This is a genomic window from Sphingomonas sp. KC8, from assembly GCF_002151445.1.
Lineage (GTDB): Bacteria > Pseudomonadota > Alphaproteobacteria > Sphingomonadales > Sphingomonadaceae > Sphingomonas_E.
Window position 1 is genome coordinate 3,280,547 of record NZ_CP016306.1, and the last position, 18,563, is coordinate 3,299,109.

Here is an 18,563-nt window from a genome sequence, read left to right on the forward strand (position 1 = left end):
GGCATAATGGCTGTTCGGGGGGCAGTCGATCGCGGCGAAGGTCGCGTTGTTCGACCTCGACAGCTATGCGGGCGCGACCGTCGCCGACCTGTTCGGCGACGACCGCTATTTCGCGGACCCCGACGCCTTCTGGACGGCGCAGGAAGCCGCCATCGAGGCGCGGCGCGCGGCCTATATCGAAGATGGCTGGAGCGATGCGGTGATCGTTCGGGCGTCCGAGCATTTCCATTCGTGGGAATATGAGAAGGCCGCGAAGCGCAAGGGTGGGCGCGTCTATGTCGATGTCCGCTCGACCGGCGAGGTGACTTTCCACGAGGGCTATCTGACCCGCAAGGAAGCCCGCCGCGCCGCGAGCGGCGATGCCCCGGAGGGGCCGAAGCCGCAGCGCCCCGAACTGACCTCGACCTTGCAGACCTATGTCGATCTGCACCGTCATGCCGCTGTCCGCGCGGCGCTGCTGACTCGGCCCGAGGTGGCGCTGCGCCTGATGGTCGCCCATGCGGTCGTCGGTTCGCACCTCTGGACCGTGCGTCCCGAGCCGCAGACCACCCGCAACGACGAGGTGCGCGAGAGCGTCGAGACGGCGCGCGGCGAGGCCGTGTTCGACGAGCGCCGCCGCGCGGTGCTCGACCTGCTCGGCTTCTCGTCCGAGGAACCCACCGTCACCGGAGGAAACGGCGACGACTATGGCGTGGCAGGCGTGTTCCTACGCCTGATCGAGCTTCCGGACCCCGCTGTCATGGAGGTGATCGCGGTCGTGATCGGCGAGACAATGGCTGCCGGAAGCGCCGCCGTCGAGGCGGTCGGCACCGAGATCGGCATCGATATGGCCGACTGGTGGCAGGCCGACGATGCCCTGTTCGGGCTGATCCGCGACCGCGAGGTGCTGGGCCGGTTGGTCGCCGATGTGGCGGGCCAACTGGTCGCCACCGCCAATGCGGGCGAGAAATCGAAGACCTTGAAGCGGATCATCGGCGACCATCTTGCCGGTGCCGATGGTCGCGCCAAGGTCGAGCGCTGGGTGCCGCGCTGGATGCAGTTCCCGCCGAGCGCCTACACGGCGCGGGGCGGCGTCGGCACCGTCGCGGCCCATGCCAAACACATCGCCGCGCGCGATGTGCAGGCCGCGCCGGACCCCGACGAGCAGGCCCAGCCGTTCGCGGAGGCGGCCTAAATGATTGCGGGCGGGGGCAACCCCGCCCGTCCTTCGGACCCTAAAAAATCGGCCGCGCGCTTCCGCCATTCCGGCGTCGGCGCGCGGCTTATTGTGATGGCGATGTCGTTGGCGGGTCTCTACATGTCCAACATGTCCGAGATCGAAGACGCCCCACAAGCAGAACGCCAGACGGTCGAGCGGACCGCCATTACCGATTACAAGGCCACACTTCGTGAACCGAGCCGGCCGCCGAGCAAGGGCGGCAATACCGGCGCGCTGCACGGCCACGCCGTCAATATCGACGGAGTCTGGTACAGTTTCCTGGCGCTCGGTGCCCAAAAGTGGGTTTTCGCGTCGGACACGGTCGCCTTCGACTGGGCCTGGGACCCCTCGCAGAAATACCGCAACATCGTCCGGGATACTATTCGGGTTTGGGACAAGAATGGGTCGCCGGTCGTTCGCGGCAATCGCGGATCGAAATCGAAGCTCAGGACAGTTCAGACACGGTTGCCCGCGCGGCGGAGAGAGTGGAAGGATTAGTCCGCACAGGGTACGCCCATCGGATGCGGAACTCCACGGATCACTTCCCGCGGAAACAGATCACCTTCTTCTCGCCGCCGCAGATCGAGCACGCATCCTTTCTGCGTTCGAAACCGCGCGTGCCGGCAAGCTCTCGTGTCTTGTGATTGGCGTGTTGGCGGACCGAAAGTCCGAGCCGCTCGCTGATGCAGTCGTCGCAGATCGGTTCCGGTGACAGCCGCTCGATCAGTCCACGAACCTGGTCCAATACCGTCATCACGCCCCCTGTGCCCATGTCTAGCTTCCGGCGGCGGGAAGGCCAACGAAACATGAGGGCGAGGCTGATTTCATTAGCAGATGCACGGCCGACACCGTGATGACTGACCGAAATTATGCGCATGATCCGCTTGGTCCTCGGTCTCAGCAACCCCGGCTGCCTTGATCGATCGCGGTTTGCCGCAAGCCTTCCTCTGACGCGCAACGGCTTCGCCGACCTTCTTCCCCGGCGCGGTGCCCGCGCCTTCCTCGCGAGACAAGAAGCCCGGCTCGGGCCGTCCTCCGCTTCGCTTCGGCCTGGCGGTGCGCGCCGTCAGGCCCGCGGCCTGACAACCGCATCGAGGCCGCATGGGGCGGCATCGACCCATCGAATGGAGGTTATCATGGCACAGATTGGCAGCTTCACCCGCGGCGACGGCGGCGTCTACAATGGCGAAATCCGGACCCTCACCCTTCGCGTCAAGGCCAGCATCCGGCCCGTCGATCGCGAGCACGACAAGGCACCGGATCATCGAGTGATCGCCGGCGGTGTCGAGTTCGGCGCGGGCTGGACCAAGGCGGCGCGCGACACCGGCGCCGAATATCTGAGCCTCAAGCTCGACGATCCGTCCTTCCCGGCGCCCATCTACGCAACCCTGACGCAGGGCGACAACGGCGAGCACAAGCTCATCTGGTCGCGCTGAACACGGTGCCCCGCGCGCTTCGGCGCGCGGGGATCGAGCGGTGAGCCGGATTTGCCATAGCTCGCGAGGGACCTTGCAGGCGGGGGCGTCTGCACTGTCCGCTTTCCGTCGCACGGGACTTCGGACCCGTGCCTCCCGGCGTAACCCGCACCGCTCTTCCGCGGTGTGTCGAAAATCGTCGTTCGGCTTTCGACACTGCCCGGCCGGTGATCCCGGCGGCATTCCCGGTGCCGCGACCGCACGGTCGCGATCCCGCGAAGGATGCCGATCCCGATGGACACCGACGATGATATCGCCCGGGCCAGCCGCGCCAAGCGCGGCTCGCCCTTCCTCAACACCGACCAGGCCGCCGCCTATCTCAAGCTGTCGAGCCGGCTGCTCAAGCGCCTCCGCCGCGCCGGCAAGGGGCCGGTGTTCCGGCGTCACAGCCGCTTCGTCCAGTATCATATAGACGATCTCGACGCCTGGTCCGGCGAACAGGCTGCGCGGGAGATCGGGCGATGAAGGGCCGACGCGACCGCGCGGGCGACGCCCCGCTTCTCGCCTGGGGCGATGCGCTCCGCGCCGACAAGACGCGCCGCGCGCGGCTGCGCCGGCGCATCGCGATCACCTGCGCCGGCATCGCCGTCCTGCTGGCCAGCGCGGCGGCTCCGCCCGCGCCGCGCCTCGTCTGGAATGCCAGCGCGAGCGCCCCGGTCGGGCTCTATGCGGTCACGCCCGGTGTTTCGGCCGAGCCCGGCGACATGGTGATCGCGCGCATCCCTGATCGCTTCCGTCTGCTCGCTGCGTCGCGCCATTACATCCCGATCAACGTGCCGCTGGTGAAGCGGGTCGTGGCCTACGCAGGCGACGAAGTCTGCGCGCTCGGACAGGAGATCTTTATCAACGGTCGGTGGATTGCCGAGCGCCGGCTTGCCGACGGACATGGCCGGCCGATGCCGATGTGGTCGGGCTGCATCCGGCTCCATGGTCGTCAACTCTTCCTGCTCATGGACAATCCCGCCTCGTTCGACGGCCGCTATTTCGGCGCGACCGAGGCGCGCGACATCATCGGAAAGGCGCGTCTGTTGTGGCGCCGCTGAGGATGATCGCCTGTGTGGCGGCGCCCGTCGTCGCCACCGAAGGTGTCGCAGCCTGGCGCCCCTGGATCACCGAGGCGTCGCTCCGCTTCGGCGTGCCGACCGCATGGATCGAGCGCGTCATGCAGGCCGAGAGCCGGGGTAGGACCAGGCTCGACGGCCGGCCGATACGCAGCCGGGCCGGTGCGATGGGCCTGATGCAACTGATGCCGGGCACCTGGGCGGCGATGCGGGAGAGGCTCGGTCTCGGCACCGATCCCGACGATCCGCGCGACAATATCCTCGCCGGCACCTTCTATCTGCGTCTGATGTACGACCGGTTCGGCTATCCCGGCCTGTTCGCCGCCTACAATGTCGGTCCCGGCCGGCACGCTGCGCATCTGGCGACCGGCAGCGCGCTTCCGGGCGAGACGATCGCCTATCTCCAGACCGTCGGCGGCGTGCCGCCCGTCGCGAGCAGAACGATTTCCGAAACGCCGCGCGAGACTCTGTTCGCCGTTCAATATCCGGCGCCGAACCAGCCTGAATCGACCGCTCCCGTATCGTCTCCGGCCTCGCTTTTCGTGGTGCGTCATGATGGGGAGTGAGGAGAAGTTGCGGTCCCCCGAGAGGTTGGAGGCTCGTCTCGATAGACCCAGCATGACGGGTGGCGGAGCGGCTATCAAGGCCCGCGGGTGCCCCCCAATTTTCTTCGAAAATCGGTTCCCCCCACGTCCGCTTCGCGGCGCTGCGCTTCGCTCCGCGGCCCTGACAGCCGCTCCGCCACCCGTCCCTCAAACGCCGTTCTCGATGGTGAGAACGCAAGCGTTGGAGGTCATCATGGGCATGTATCAGAGCATCGGAACGGCGTCGGATCGCGTGATGGCGACGTTGATGGCGGGTCTGGAAATGGAGTTCGGACGCGGTGCCGGGGAGGCCCTGGCGCATAGGTTTCTCGAAGCGGGAGAGACGGACTTTCTCTGGGATGCACGGCTCGAAGAGCGGTGGTTGGGCTCGTACGAGAGCATCGACGACGATGATCTGGAGCTGGATCGGATAGCGATTTGCGGGCGGCTGGACGGTCGCTGGTTCGCGAGCGTGATGCTCGTGGATGGCGATGGAATGGCCCACGGGACGATGGGAAAGCACTTCTGCCGGTCCCGAAGATCGGCACACGAAGCGATGGTCGATGCGCACTGATCGCGCGTGGATCGGCAGGGAGAGGCAGCGTCGGACCGGCGCTGCTTCTCCCCCTTTTTTGAGCCGGGAAGGTCGGGAGAAAGGGGAGAAGGGAAAACAAGATAAAGGCAGTGTCTCGCGACCCTGTCCAAGCGATTGTCTGCACGTCGTTTTTTCGAGAGACAGTTATCCAGCCGTGCGAGACTCCGTGGGAGGGAAGTTCCAGAATCCGGTACTTTTCTTCCGAAATCGCGAGACTCGCGATGGATGACGACGACTTCACCCCGAAGCTCGGTCGCACCAGGGGCAAGGACGGCAAGAAGGTCCTGCGCTACGGCAGCCGCATCGTCGTCGCGGCGCGTCTCGCCGGGGCAAAGACCGGCGTGGTCGGCCGCCGGTTCGACGGCAGCCGGATCGGCCGCGGCGCCAGCATCGGGCGGCTACTGTCCAGCCGCGACCGGTTCGCCGGTCTCAGGAGCCGCCGCGCGATCGTGAAGACCCGGCTCGTCAGGCTGGGCGCCAAGGGGCTCCCCGGCGCCCGCGCACACCTGCGCTACATCCAGCGCGATGGCGTGACGCGCGAGGGCGCGCCGGGCGAGCTCTACGGCCGGAATGCCGATCAGGCCGACGGCAAGGCCTTCCTCGAACGCTGCGACGGCGATCGCCATCAGTTCCGCTTCATCGTGTCGGCCGAGGACGGTGCCGAATATGCCGATCTCAAACCCTATGTCCGTCGCCTGATGACCCAGGCCGAGCACGATCTCGGCACGAAGCTCGACTGGGTCGCCGTCGACCATTTCAATACCGACCAGCCGCACACCCACATCATGCTGCGCGGCGTCGATGATCGCGGTGAGAACCTGATCATCGCGCGCGAGTACATCGCCCACGGCTTTCGCGAACGCGCCGCCGAACTAGCGACAGTCGATCTCGGGCCGCGCACCGACCGCGAAATCGAGAACCGGCTGCGGCACGATGTCGAGCAAGAGCGGCTGACCACGATCGACCGCCGTCTGATCCGCCGCATGGACGACGAGCGGACCGTGACCGCGGCGAGCAACGACCCGTTCCAGCAGTCGGTCGCGGCCGGCCGGCTGCGCAGGCTCGGCACGATGGGCCTGGCGGAGGATCTGGGGCATGGACGCTGGCGCCTCGCCGACGGCATCGAGGACACGCTCCGGCAAATGGGCGAGCGCGGCGACATCATCCGCACGATGCAGCGCGAACTGACGGCGCGGAAGCTCGATCGCGCCGGTGTCGATCGCCGCATCCACGACACGCCGAGCGAGGGGATCGTCGGGCGGGTCATCCATCGCGGCTTCTCGGACGAGCATCGCGACCGCCACTATCTGATCGTCGACGGGATCGATGGCCGGGCTCATTATCTCGACATCGGGCGCGGCGACCTGAGCGATCCGACACCCGAAGGTTCGATAGTCAGGATCGCGCCGCGTAGTGCCGGTGTGCGGGATGTCGATCGAACGGTCGCCGAGGTCGCAAAGGCCAATGGCGGACGATACTCGATCGATGCGCATCTCAGACATGATGCCAGCGCGACACAGAGCTTTGCCGAGGCGCACATCCGACGGCTCGAGGCGATGCGTCGAGCGGGCATGAAGGTCGAGCGAATGGCCGACGGCAGCTGGACGATTGCAGACGATCATCTTGGCCAGGCGACCGCCTACGAGACACGCGGGCTGCGCGACCGACCGGTCGAGATCGAGACGGTGTCGGTGCTGCCGATCACGCGCCTCGAAACTGCGGACGCTGCGACTTGGCTCGACCGCCAGATTGGAGCCGAGACGCCGCTGCCCATGCGCGACGTCGGGTTCGGCCGCGATGTCCGATCGGCGCTCGACGCGCGGCGGCAATGGCTGATCGAGCAAGAACTGGCGGACGTCGACGGCGGAAAGGTGCGGCTGCGCGCCAACGCAATCATGCTGCTCCAGCGCCGGGAATTGCTCGGCGCCGGCGCGCGGCTCGCGGACGAGTTGGGGAAGCCGTTCGCGGAGGTGCAGGCCGGCAGCCCGATCGAGGGTCGGCTCACCCGGCGCGTCGATCTTTCCAGCGGGCGGTTCGCGCTCGTCGAGCAGTCGCGAGAATTCACGCTCGTCCCTTGGCGGCCGGCGCTTGAAAAACGGATTGGTAATCAAGTGAGCGGGCTGATGCGATCGGACGGTGTCAGCTGGCGCTTTGGTCGAAGCCGAACTGGTCCGGAGATTTCATGAAAACCCGTCGCAAACGTGATAGGCTGCGAGGAGAGATTAGCGCCTCAAATCCGAGCGCAGACATGTCGTTCGTCCGAACCGGAAATCGACGCCGCCGAGGAAGACTGTGTCTACGGGTAGGGGAGCGACCCATCTCCGGTTGCAACGCCCACTGTAGCAGCAGCTAGTCACAACGAGGTTCCCATGACCCCAGTTTCGCGGTCGAAAACAGCGCGACGTGCGATCGCTGCCGTCTCTGCGCAAGCTCGATACTCAGCGGAAAAGCAGAAGAGCGGGAAGTTGGGGCTCACCGTGCCGGACGCATTTGTCCGCGGAATTCGCCATCTCGGATATCGGAGCAACGTCGAAGCAATCGCCGAACTCGTCGACAATGCGATCCAGGCTTACGCGGAGCACATCGATATCGTGTTTGGCTATGACGACGGGGCCTCGCAAAAGAAGCCGGCCCAGATAGCCGTACTCGACGACGGGCACGGTATGGCGTCGGACATGATACAACTTGCTATGATGTGGGGCGGCACCCATCGCGAGAATGATCGATCGGGATTGGGCCGGTATGGCTACGGATTGCCCTGTTCGACGATGAGCATCGGCAAGCGCTTCACCGTCGTCTCGAAGGTCGCCGGAGGCCTCGCCAAACAGGTGACACTTGATCTCGACGACCTTAACGGCGGCAAATATACCGACGACGACGGCGATACGGTTATACCCTCACCGTGCGATGCCCAAATTCCCGATTTTCTGACGGACTATATTGACCGGTTCTATCCCGATGGTTGGAATTCCGGAACGATCGTTTTGATCGAGAAGCTCGATCGCCTCGACTGGGCGACGACACTGGGCTTCGCAAAGCATTTGAACCGGCAATTCAGCGTTACATATCACAAGCTCCTAGCATCGACGCTCATCTTTATCGATGGCGACCCCATCTCGCCGACTGATCCGCTCTTCCTAAATCCAAGTGACCTGCTTTGCCAGATTGATGACGATCGAGCCGTCGAGCTTGAACCCGTAACGTTCGACGTTGCCATGTCGGGCGGCTTCGGCAAGGTGCTTCTCCGCTACTCCTATCTACCGCCGAGTTTTGCTTCGATCGACAAGAACAGGGATGCCGTTGGGCTAAACGCCAACGAAAGATTTCCTGTCCTGAAAGATTATCACGGCATCATCTTCAGCCGGAACGGTCGCCTCATCGACTGCAAGACCAAGACGCCTTGGACCACCTTCATCAACAACGATCGCTACATCCGGATCGAGGTTGAATTTCCGGCATCCCTTGACGAGCTTTTCGGCGTGACGACGGCGAAGCAGCAGATCTCCGTGTCGCCGGAAATGTGGGACCGGCTACGCGAGGCCGGGCTGGTCAAGGCAATCGAGCAACTTCGCAGCAGGGTTCGATCGCTGAAAAGCGGGCGCGCCCGCACTCCGGCCATCGCTCCCACGCTCGAACGTAGCAATCCACGAGATTCGATCGGGCAGTCACAACCGACTTCACAGGCGGAGATTCAGCAGAAGGGCGACCTGTCCTGTCTCCTCCTACGCACAAGCAGCGGCGCGCTCGGCATCAACCTGGCCCACCCGGCATTCGGCGGAGGCGGCCGACCGGATCCGATCGCACTCCAAGGGGCGCTCGAAGCCCTACTTCATGCCCTCGACGTCAGCGGTCGCGAGCGCTCGGCCGCGCGGCGACGGATCATCTCCGAAATACTCACCGACTGGAGCCGATCGCTCGACCCGGACCTCCCATCGATCGCGAACATTTTATCTTCTTGAATCCGTCGGTGTCCGCGCTCAAGCGCGCTGGAGTTTCACCCCGATCTTTGGCATAATCGGGCTAGAAGAACGGGCTGTGCAGGGGGGATCGCGATTGATGTCGGTAGGGAAGTTGCGGTTGAGTCCAGGGCAAGTGCGAACCGTCTCCCCTTTCCTGCGCAGCGATCAGAAGCGAGAGTTTCGCAGCCTCCTGACGTTCGAGGGCGCACCCCAACCTTCTTTCGCCGAGGAACTGCGCACGCTGGCGCGTCGCTACATTGATGATGGCGAGAGCCGGAAGCTCCGCACCGTCTGCCTTCTCGTCGCCGATCTCTTCGAGCAAGGCTGGCGCGTCGCCGTCGAGGACGATCACATTCTCTTCGAGGCGCCAGGCATCACGCGGCAATCGGAACAGTCGGTCGACGACGTGAAGCGCCGCGTTCGCGACGCCCTGCAGGCCGCACGCCAACGGCAACTACAGGAACCGTCCGTCGAAGCCTTCCTCCGGCGCATGGAGCGCCGCACGCTCCGCGCGCCCGGGGTGCGTAGTTGCATCCTCGATCTGGTCGACAACGGGTCAGACCTCGCCACCGAGTTCCGACGGATCGCGTCTCTTCCCACCAATCAGCAGGAGTCGGCATTGGCCGACGTCGTCGATCCCGTCGTCGAGATCTGCAGGGCACGTGACCGCTGCTCGGCGACCGGCTTGCCGCTCAACGACATATGGCGCTACTTCCGCCACACCTGGGCGCACGAATATCGCCCGATCCCCGGCCGTCAGTTGCTGGTGTTGATCCGGAACGCTGCTCGCCCGAACCGCCCCGTCATGGGCATCGCTATGCTCGCGAGCCCCGTCATGCGGGTAACGGCGCGCGACCGCTGGATCGGTTGGCTCCGAGAAGCGATGGAGGCGCGTTTCCTGGCTGGCGAATGGGCGCCGGAGGATATCGCCAAGGCGTTCCTCGGTCGTATCGATGCGTCAATCGCCAATCTCAGGTGGGACGACCTTGCGTCCAAGAGCGAAATCCAGTCGCCTGTCGAGACGACGATCCTGCGGCTGGAGCAGAAAGCCGCCGGCGCGGCTTACTCGCGCGATCTTCAGCTGCGCGCTCACTATGAAGACAACCGATCCGCCGACGGTAGCGTCCGGCCGATGCGCGGCAACGTGAAGGACGCGCACGGAGATGCCGACTGGCGCACGGCTTCCGAGGATCTCCTCTTCGTGCGCAAGCGGTCCGAGCTTCTGGCGCAACTCCTGTTCGCCAAGCAGATGTTTCGCGCGGCCGGCCTCGCAAAGAAGCCGCGCGCCGCGATCGAGCAGCTTCTCGCTGCGAAGACCGGCCAGCGCGCGATCGACATCACTCTCACCGAGTTCCGCAAAGCCGGCCTGTCGAGCCAAGTCGCCGACGTCAGCATCTGCGGCGCGATCCATCCGTACAACGAACTGCTTGGAGGAAAGCTGGTCGCCCTTCTCCTCGCGTCGCGCGAGATCCACGATTACTACGCCGAACGGTATGGCTCACAGGTCAGTGTCATCGCGTCGCAGATGGCTGGCCGCGCGATCTCCAAACCCGCCGACCTTCGGATCTTGACGACGACCAGTCTCTACGGCGTGGGCTCAAGCCAATATAATCGGCTCGTCGTGCGCGCGAAGGATCACGACGCTCTCGCGCATGATGTCCACTGGGACGCCATCGGCAAGAGCCTGACCGGCGGCTTTGGCACGCTCCATCTTGGCAATGAGACGGCTCATGCACTTCGCCAGATGGCGCAAGCCCGCCACGACTCTCGACGCGTGAACAACCGCTTCGGCGAAGGGACCAGCCCTCGACTTCGACAGATCAGGGAAGGCCTCGATGCGCTCGGCATCGACAGCGACGCCATCCTCCATCACGCGAATCCACGGCTGTTCTACGCCTGCGAGCTCGGTTCGGCATCGCGCGATGCACTCCTCGGTATGCACTCCGAACCGCCATCGCTTTCCAGCGCAGCGTCGATCGGTGCCGCGTGGCGCCGCCGCTGGCTGCTGCAGCGATCCAGACGGCCGGAAACCCTCACCGCCATCGAAAAGCTCGGTCCGCAGAGCGTCCATGCGGCGTTGATCTCGCCTGTGCTGGATCCGTCACTGCTCCCAATCTGACATCGTCAGACTCCTCAGAGCGCGGCCACATTCTCGAAACCGATCAATTCGATGATGTCGGGTCGCGCCTTGGCCGCCTTCAGCAGGGCATCGCGCACGAAGCTCTGCTGCGGCCCGATGTTGATGACGAGCGTATCGATCGCCCGCGTCAGCGGGATCATCACCCATCGGGACGCATGCAGCTTGGCGAGATCGTTGGCCGATGCATAAAGGTCATCGACGGGATGGCCTTCGTTGAGCCACTGGGCATTCTTGTAGTGCCAGAGTTCGTCCAAGCCGTAATTGATAACGGTCCAGCCCTCGAGACCCCGGCATGAATCATACTGGACGAAGCGCAGTTGGTCACGGCTCGTCGCGAAATGCTCCCGAACCTCCCGGCTCGTGCCGTCCCAGACCCTGTGGCCTAAGGAAACGAACTCCGCGGCGGGCCTGCACATCCCGCCACCGTGGGCGGTGCCGGCCAATGACGGAGGTACGCAGGCCAGGAGATCGACCGGCGCGTTCTTCAGCGCCTCCGCCTCGTCGCACCACTCCTTCAGACGATCCGGATGGGAACTCAGGTCGCCCTCGATGATGATGATGCGGCCGCCGGCAGCATCGGTGTTCGGCTCCAGATCCCAATCATCGATCCCGAGGTTTGTCGCCATATCGGACACGAACGCCGCTAGATTGGCTTTCATCCGCATGCAGCGCGTCAGGCGCCGCTTACGGACCGATGCCTTGCCGACGCCCGCGCTCCAGTCCGCCACGGTCCCGCGGACGAACTGGTCGACGCCGTCGGAAACGACGAGGCTTTCCGAGCCATAGATTTTCCGCAGGATCGCAATCTCGTCCGACGGCCAATCCTGCCCCTCGTCGACGAGCACGCTGTCCCAGCCGAATTGATCGGCCTGATCGCGAACGAGCTTGTCGATATCGTCTGGGCTGACTGCACCCGAATCCAGATAGGCGAGCAGCGTCTCCTTATGCTCGGCGTAACGCTCGAGGAAATCGTCGTAGCCGTCGATGACGCCTAGCGCCATCATGAGGCGGCCAAAGAACCCATGCGCCGTCTCGATACCGATGCCCCCGGTCTCCACGGCGCGTGGTACGCCAAGAAGGGCCATCGATCGGCGGAGGTCCGCGACGAGTGCCTTGTTGAAAGTTAGGACTAGCGACCGCTTCTGGTCGAACTGGTAGGCCCGATATGCCATCTGCAGGAGGATGACGGTCTTGCCGACGCCACCGCGGCCTTTCAGCAGGATCTGCTTCTCGCCCATATCCTCGACCCAGGTGTCGGGCAGCGCCTGCTTCGCGATCAGGTCCATGCGCTTGCGATCGAGGGGCGTTGGTTCGAGGACGTCGAACAGTTCGAAGCTCGGGTCGAGGATCGTCCGGAAGACCTCCGTCGATCCGAAGTTCAGATTGGCGAAATTGCCGGATCGGACGGGGCTGGAAATTTGACCCAACGTGTTCAGCAGCCTCTCGAAGCTCGTGTCGCTCGCGATGAAATTATGGGGCCGTGGCGGAAGTTGCGCTTCCTTTAGCCCCGAGAACATCACCAGTTCCTGGAGGTAGATGCTCCCGCCACCCCGATCGCGCAGATATTTCTTGAACTCGAACATCTGCTTGAACGCCTTTTCGGTGACGCACTCCCCGTCCTTCTTGTTGCTGTATTTGACCGTGGCGGTCCTACCCTCGAATCGAACACCGACAGCATCGTGGGACTTCTCCTCGATCAGCAGGGCGAAGTTCCGGATGGAGGCACACTTCGGAACGAACGGCTCTCCCTCAGACGGATAGAATTTCATCTCCGCATCGAACGATCTCGGGGTCGTGAAGCTGCCGACGACGATGATGTCGAGATCCTGGAATTTGTATCCATACATTTTGAAGCCGACGAATATCTTGACGATATCGTCCTTGCACTGCGCGATGTCCGGCCACAGCTTCAGCATCTGTTTGCGCAGGTGAACCGCGGCCTCATACTCCTGACCGCTGTTCACACCTAAAATCTCGATCACGGGCTACATCCTGTCGTTTCATGCGATCGCGGATAGAACGGAGAGCGATGCCGCCGGTAGGTTTCCCCTGACCAGAAGTTCGTTCACCGGGATCACGAGGAGATCCGGCCAGTTCTCGCGCATCTCGACAATCCTCGGGTCGGCCGGATGATCCCCGGTCAATCCGCCGGCGAGCGCGATCGCGAACCGCTGACCGTCTGATCGCGTGGCGAGGATCGGAACCGTCACCGGCCCCATTCCAGGTACATCAACGTCGACATCGAGACCGAACTGGACGCCGTCAGTCTGGCGCTCGAGATCCTGGTGGAGCAGGAGGGTCGAGGCCTTGATCCGTCGCGAGTCGAAGGGCTGCATCTCGCCGCTGATCAGATATGCGAGCAGTTCCGCGCCGACATGTCGATCGAGCAATCCATGCTCGAACTTGTTCTTGAAGCTGCGCAGGCAGCGATAGCACGAGGCGTCGCAATTCTCTGGGCAGGTCTTCATCAGCGTGAGCGCGCGCTGGAACAGCTCTTCGCCGCGGTGGGCCAACTGGCCGGAGAAGCCCGCGCCACCGGGTAGGGTATCGTAGAGGAAGATCTCCGCCTCGAGCCCGCTTATCCCCGCTGGCGTTACCGCCGGACGATATTCTGCCATGAGTTCGCCCGGCTCGATCTCGAGCATCGACGAGGCAGCCTTGGCAATCGCTTCGCTCACCGTCCGGAGCGCGACGTCCGTCGGATAAAAACCGGGCTTCAGCTTAAGCGGCGCCGCCACGCGCAACGAGAACAGCGCGATATCGGTTATGAAGTCCGTGCCCAGGACGAGGTGCCGGGTTGTGCCCGCGCCCTCGCACATCGGTTCCTTCTCGTCGGGAAAAGGCTTCTTGTGAGGGCCGCCGAGCATCGCCGTGCTTTCGGCGCTGGCCTCGATCACCCCGCATTTCGTGCAATAATTATAGCCCTCCTGCTTCGGCCCGGTGTTGGACACCAGCAGATGCTTGCGATCCGGCATGCCGCGGATCCGGTCGTTGATCGCTATCCATTTCTCGGTGTCGGCCGGGGTGGGCATCGTCAGCTTCGCCCGGGTCGCATACGCCGTTTCAGGCATGTCGTCGGGCGAGGTCATCTCATCCACGTAGACGGGATGCGCAAAGCCCGGCGGACGCAGCCAAAAGTGCGTCGGTCCGAAGGTACCCTCGCCGCCGCATGCATGGCAGTCGTCGATCACCCCTGGTTTTAGGCCCTCGTCGAGCGGGACCGTCTGTGCGAAGTGGCAATCGGAACATTCGCGATAGAGGCGTCTGTTCTGCCACGCCTCGACGCGGTCCTCCCACATCGGCGAATAGATCGCTCCCGACGTGTAGCACTTCCCCGAGATCCAGACCGTCTTGCCCGGCGCATATTGCGACAGCGCGACCGGCAGAGATTGCGACGGCGCAAATTTCATCACCGGGCGGAAGTCCGTCGATCGGTCGATGTCGAACACATTGAACGGCGCCACGTCTGTCGGAAACGCGTAGCGCGGCAACACGCCACTATACAGCAGCCGGTCCAGCAATTTGCCGGTCTGCGCCTTCTCGGGCGGAACCTCCTCGCCTTCCTCTTCCTGAACCTCGACACCCTCGCCGTCAGGCTCCTCTAAGACCTTCTCACCGCCCAGCACCTTGCCCTTAAGGGCGTCGTCGATCGCCTTCAGGCAGTCGGCCGCCATGTCATCGAGCAATTCCTGCCGATCCTCCGGCGATAACTGGCTCGGAATCCAGTCGGCGACGGAGTCCCGGAGCGACTTGGCATTCTTCTTCAGCCACGCTTCGAAATCGGCGCGGTTGAGGACTTCTGCGCCCGACTGGAATCCGGGGACGGTGCCCAGCACCGAAAACAGGTTCGGATCGGCGTCGGGATCAAACCCCGGAATCCGATCCTGATGATAGCGCTGGAGCAGATAGGCGCGGACGTGGCGGCGCACGATGTCGGGATTGTTGAGCGTGAGCGTGGGATCGACGACCGGCCCAGCGATCATCGCCTCGGGGTCGCTGAAATAATGCTCGTCATGGCTATCGGCACTTCCGAAGGCCACCACGGTCGCGACCGCGTTACCCCGGCGTCCGGCACGACCCGCCCGCTGCTGGTAGTTCGCGCGACCCGGCGGCATGTTGCGAAGTGCCACGCCGGACAGCGCGCCGATGTCGATGCCGACCTCCATCGTGGTCGTGCTCGAGAGGATATCGATCGCCGTCGAGCGGTTCGCTGCCGCGCCCCAATCGAGCGCCACGTCCTGGAAGAGAAGCTCATTCTCCTCCGCGCGCGAAAAGACATCCTCGCTCTGCGGCGCATTGAGCTGCGCCGTATGTTCGGCCGCGATCAACGCCATCGGCCTGTGCTCGGGATCGTGGAGCGCAGCTACGACGGGTGCCCGATAATAGCCCTTGCGGGCGACGAAGACAGCGTCCGTGGCGGGATCGAGAGGGACGATCTCGCCACTGCCGCAATCGAGGCAATGCGGCAGCTTCGGCACGGGCCGGTGAACCGAACGGCACGCGCCGCAGCGCACCCACTCGCCATCCATGAGCAGCGAAAGGTTCTTGCCGGCGAGGCGCTTGAACCCACTTTCCATCTCCTCGGCGAAGATCTGCATCAGGGCAGGTTGCCATTGCTTGTCGAAGAGCGAGTAAGCGATTTTGTCGGGAAGCACGCGACGCATCGCCTTGAACGAGCCCTTTTGCGATCGCACGCTGGTCCCGCTTCCACCGCCCCGCTTGTACCATGTGCTCGGCATGGCGTTCAGCCAGAAGGCCTTCGGTCTCCAGCAACGCAGCCAGGCGCGGGCCAGCGCGATCTTGTCCTCATCGGTATCGGCGATTCCCGAGATCGCCGGCAACGCATGAACCGCCGCCGCCTTGTCAGCGCTTTCGCAAAGCGAGGCGAGCGCGAGCGCTTCCAGCCCGAGATGCCGGTCCCTGACGGTCTTGACGATATCGTCGAGCAAGCCCTCCGGCGGACGATCGCCCCTGTTCTTCATCCAGAGCATCATGAACTGCGTTTGATCGTCGAGCGCGCCTGCCTGAACACCGGCTTCGATCGCGGCGTCGGCAGCAAAGTTCTCCCCTACCTTGAGTTCGGGACGGAGCCGCACCCCGAGCCCCTTGGAAGCAAGGAGCGCAGCGAAGTAAAGATCGTCGAGACTGAGCATCGACGGGATCATCGGGTGCTGACGAAGCCGGTCGAAGCCCCATACGATCAGCGTTCGAAGCGCATCGCGCACCGAATAGAGCTGGAGGTTCGGCGCAAGCCTGGCCGCGACCTGGCGGGAATCGCTGAACACTAGCACCTTGCGTCCCCGTAGCGGGGCGAAGCTCGATGCCGCCTGCGGCCCGGGAGGCTGAACCTGGATCTGCCGTGCGACGAGGGCCTGGAAAGGCTGGTCCCCCTTGGTCTGGTGATCCTGAACCGAGGTCCGCCCAAAGGCCGCCGTATCGCCGCAAACGGCGCATGGCGTGAACTGGCCGCGCACCTCAAGCCGGTTGTCCTGATTGCCCTCATCGTCTGCGGGCGGGGTGACGCGATCCTTGCGCAGGTACACGGTGCGGGTTCGCGGACTCTGATTGAGCGGGTTTATCCGGCCCGTCTCGAGATCATACTCCGCAATCTCGGCGAGGTCCGGATGCCGGGGTTCCTCCAGCAGAAGATCGAGATCGAGGAGCGGCGAGGTCTCCATTCCCGGCATCTTCAGGCGCCGTCCCGGCTCCGACCACAACGCATTCGGCGTGTCGACGTCGTCGGAATGGGCACGGACGTGGGCTGCGCCGCAATTCCGGCAGGTGTAGAATTCAAGCACGCGGGCACCGCAGCCACATATCTCGCGGGGCTGGCTATACATCTTGCCGCAGATGCCCGAATGCTCGTCGGTACCGAGTTCATTGCAATCGGGATCCATGCAGATCCAGAGGCCAGGCAGGCCCCGGTAGAAATTGTGGATGCGGCAGGGCAGCAGACCGGCCGCCTCCGAATTCTCTCGAGCGACACTGCCGAGCGCGAGGAGCGCCGTGACCGCATGGTCCGCCTGATCGGGCGTGTCCGGAAAAAGCTCTAAGCCGAGGCTCGCCACCGGACGGGCGGCCTTCATGGTCGTGTTCACGAGCAGGCCGAGTGGAGGGAAACTTTCAAGGGCAGTATAGAGATCGCGACCGATATCTCCGGTCGGCGCGATGCCACGATGGTGAAGGACGGGAGCGATCGCCGCTCGCCGTTTGTCCACGTCAGAATCGTAGAAGCCCGACAGATCGATCCCAGCAAGCAGGTCGGCGTCCGCACTGCTCCCCGTGGCAGCGTGCGGCCGCAGATCGAGGTCGCCTGTGACCGCGACGAAGCTGTCGGCATCGACCCCGGTCAACTGCGATCCGAAGTCGCCCGCATGCTCCTTCTCGTTGAAGCTGGCCGTGGCGCAGATCACCTGGAAGCGCTTGACCGGGATACCGAGCCGCGCGCGAAGCCGCCGCATCAGCAAGCCGACTTCCGCACCAGCAGCGCCGCGATAGAGGTGGGCCTCGTCGAGGACGACGGTGAATTTCTCGTCCGGGTTCGCGGCGAGCCAGGCGGCCGTCTGATCGAAGATGGTCCGTTCGATCGGACGCATCAACATATATTCGAGCATCGAATAGTTGGTGACCAGCAAATCAGGCGCGGCATCCTGCGCCTCGTGGCGCGTGATCAGTTCAGAATCCTCGGGCAGGGTGACCGCCCTTAGCGGTTCACCGGTCTTTGGGTCCGCCCATCGCGATCCCTTCGCCCCAAACCACTTTTCGAGGTCGGGCTTGGCCGGCCACTTTCCGCGCGCCTTCAATTCGCTGCGAAGCTTCGACGCGCGCTGCTGATCCTCCGATTTCGGACCCGAGGCCTGCCGCTCGATCTCGACGTAGAAATTCTCGAACGACGTGAATTTCTTGCTGTCGCGCTTGCTGTTGCGAATACCGGCATAGGGCGTGCGGCTAGTATAGCGTGCAAACGTCGGCGGCCTGCCCGCCCATTCGGTGAACATCGCTGCAAGGCGCGGATCGCCGAAAATAGCCCTCAAACGGCCAAGCTGGTCGTTCACGAGCGCGTTCATGGGATAGAGCAACAGCGCCCTGACACCGTGCTGGCTCCCGAAGGCCTTGGGCTTGGTCGCCGCCTCACGAGCGAATTTCCCAAGGATCGGCAGGAGGAACGATTCCGTTTTACCCGAGCCCGTGCCCGTCATAATCACGAGGTTCCGCCCGCCGATGAGCGAGTGCCTGATGGCGTCTGCCTGGTGCCGATACGGCGGGTCGAAGAGCAGCCTTGGCTGCTTGCCATCGGCTTTCGTCAAAGCCGAGTAGACGGCGAGCGCGGCCGGAGGCAGGCCCTCGATCTTCCCGAAATTCTGGCCGAGCTGATATTTGGGCGTCGATTCGAGATAAGGGACCTGGTGGGTAACGCCGGTCCTCTTCAGCAAAGTCTGGCGCTGGCCGATGAGCGTCGCATCGCCGATATGGTACGTTGCCTCGATATAATCCCTGAGTGAAGTGTGCAGTTGTTCGATCGTCTCTTGGATCGTCGCGGCCATACAATTC

General features: G+C 63.9%; 13 protein-coding genes. 10 read left to right on the plus strand and 3 right to left on the minus strand.

The window, feature by feature from the left end:
* The first annotated feature begins 46 nt into the window (after positions 1 to 46).
* A complete protein-coding gene (locus KC8_RS15605) occupies positions 47 to 1,174 on the plus strand; it encodes a hypothetical protein (RefSeq protein WP_010127115.1) in 1,128 nt (375 codons plus the stop codon).
* Positions 1,175 to 1,696 carry a hypothetical protein gene (locus KC8_RS20125; RefSeq protein ID WP_010127114.1) on the plus strand — a complete coding sequence of 174 codons (522 nt, stop codon included), beginning with the start codon at positions 1,175 to 1,177 and terminating at the stop codon, positions 1,694 to 1,696.
* Between the two features lie 40 nt (positions 1,697 to 1,736).
* Here the strand turns inward: KC8_RS20125 and KC8_RS15615 are convergent, their stop codons facing one another.
* On the minus strand, positions 1,737 to 1,952 hold the full coding sequence (locus KC8_RS15615; RefSeq protein WP_010127113.1) for a hypothetical protein: 216 nt from the start codon (positions 1,950 to 1,952) through the stop codon (positions 1,737 to 1,739).
* Positions 1,953 to 2,334: 382 nt separating this feature from the next.
* Between KC8_RS15615 and KC8_RS15620 the strand changes: the two genes are divergently transcribed.
* The 8 genes from KC8_RS15620 to KC8_RS15655 all read left to right on the plus strand — a co-directional run bounded on the left by KC8_RS15620 (position 2,335) and on the right by KC8_RS15655 (position 10,991).
* On the plus strand, positions 2,335 to 2,634 hold the full coding sequence (locus tag KC8_RS15620) for a DUF736 domain-containing protein (RefSeq protein ID WP_029624762.1): 300 nt from the start codon (positions 2,335 to 2,337) through the stop codon (positions 2,632 to 2,634).
* A gap of 273 nt (positions 2,635 to 2,907) precedes the next feature.
* On the plus strand, positions 2,908 to 3,138 hold the full coding sequence (locus tag KC8_RS15625) for a helix-turn-helix domain-containing protein (RefSeq protein ID WP_086495688.1): 231 nt from the start codon (positions 2,908 to 2,910) through the stop codon (positions 3,136 to 3,138).
* Positions 3,135 to 3,716, plus strand: coding sequence for a S26 family signal peptidase (locus KC8_RS15630; RefSeq protein ID WP_010126004.1), 582 nt, complete (start codon positions 3,135 to 3,137; stop codon positions 3,714 to 3,716). The genes KC8_RS15625 and KC8_RS15630 overlap by 4 nt, the downstream gene beginning before the upstream one ends.
* Complete coding sequence (locus KC8_RS15635) at positions 3,704 to 4,300, plus strand: lytic transglycosylase domain-containing protein (RefSeq protein ID WP_010126002.1); 597 nt, start codon at positions 3,704 to 3,706, stop codon at positions 4,298 to 4,300. The genes KC8_RS15630 and KC8_RS15635 overlap by 13 nt, the downstream gene beginning before the upstream one ends.
* A 232-nt stretch (positions 4,301 to 4,532) precedes the next feature.
* Positions 4,533 to 4,892 carry a hypothetical protein gene (locus KC8_RS15640; protein WP_232455555.1) on the plus strand — a complete coding sequence of 120 codons (360 nt, stop codon included), beginning with the start codon at positions 4,533 to 4,535 and terminating at the stop codon, positions 4,890 to 4,892.
* 242 nt (positions 4,893 to 5,134) lie between these two features.
* Positions 5,135 to 7,099, plus strand: coding sequence for a relaxase/mobilization nuclease RlxS (gene rlxS, locus KC8_RS15645; RefSeq protein ID WP_010126000.1), 1,965 nt, complete (start codon positions 5,135 to 5,137; stop codon positions 7,097 to 7,099).
* A gap of 183 nt (positions 7,100 to 7,282) precedes the next feature.
* The gene (locus KC8_RS15650) at positions 7,283 to 8,872 is read left to right on the plus strand and encodes an ATP-binding protein (protein WP_138956703.1); all 1,590 of its coding nucleotides are present in this window, start codon (positions 7,283 to 7,285) and stop codon (positions 8,870 to 8,872) included.
* A 97-nt stretch (positions 8,873 to 8,969) separates the two neighbouring features.
* Positions 8,970 to 10,991: a Druantia anti-phage system protein DruA gene (locus KC8_RS15655; protein ID WP_083831251.1), complete on the plus strand. Its 2,022-nt coding sequence runs from the start codon at positions 8,970 to 8,972 to the stop codon at positions 10,989 to 10,991.
* 14 nt (positions 10,992 to 11,005) lie between these two features.
* On the opposite strand, the gene KC8_RS15660 is transcribed toward KC8_RS15655, so the two are convergent.
* Positions 11,006 to 12,994 (minus strand): AAA family ATPase, encoded by a 1,989-nt coding sequence (locus KC8_RS15660; protein ID WP_029624594.1) that lies wholly within the window; start codon positions 12,992 to 12,994, stop codon positions 11,006 to 11,008.
* An 18-nt stretch (positions 12,995 to 13,012) separates the two neighbouring features.
* Positions 13,013 to 18,556 (minus strand): DEAD/DEAH box helicase, encoded by a 5,544-nt coding sequence (locus KC8_RS15665; protein ID WP_086495605.1) that lies wholly within the window; start codon positions 18,554 to 18,556, stop codon positions 13,013 to 13,015.
* Between the last annotated feature and the right edge of the window lie 7 nt (positions 18,557 to 18,563).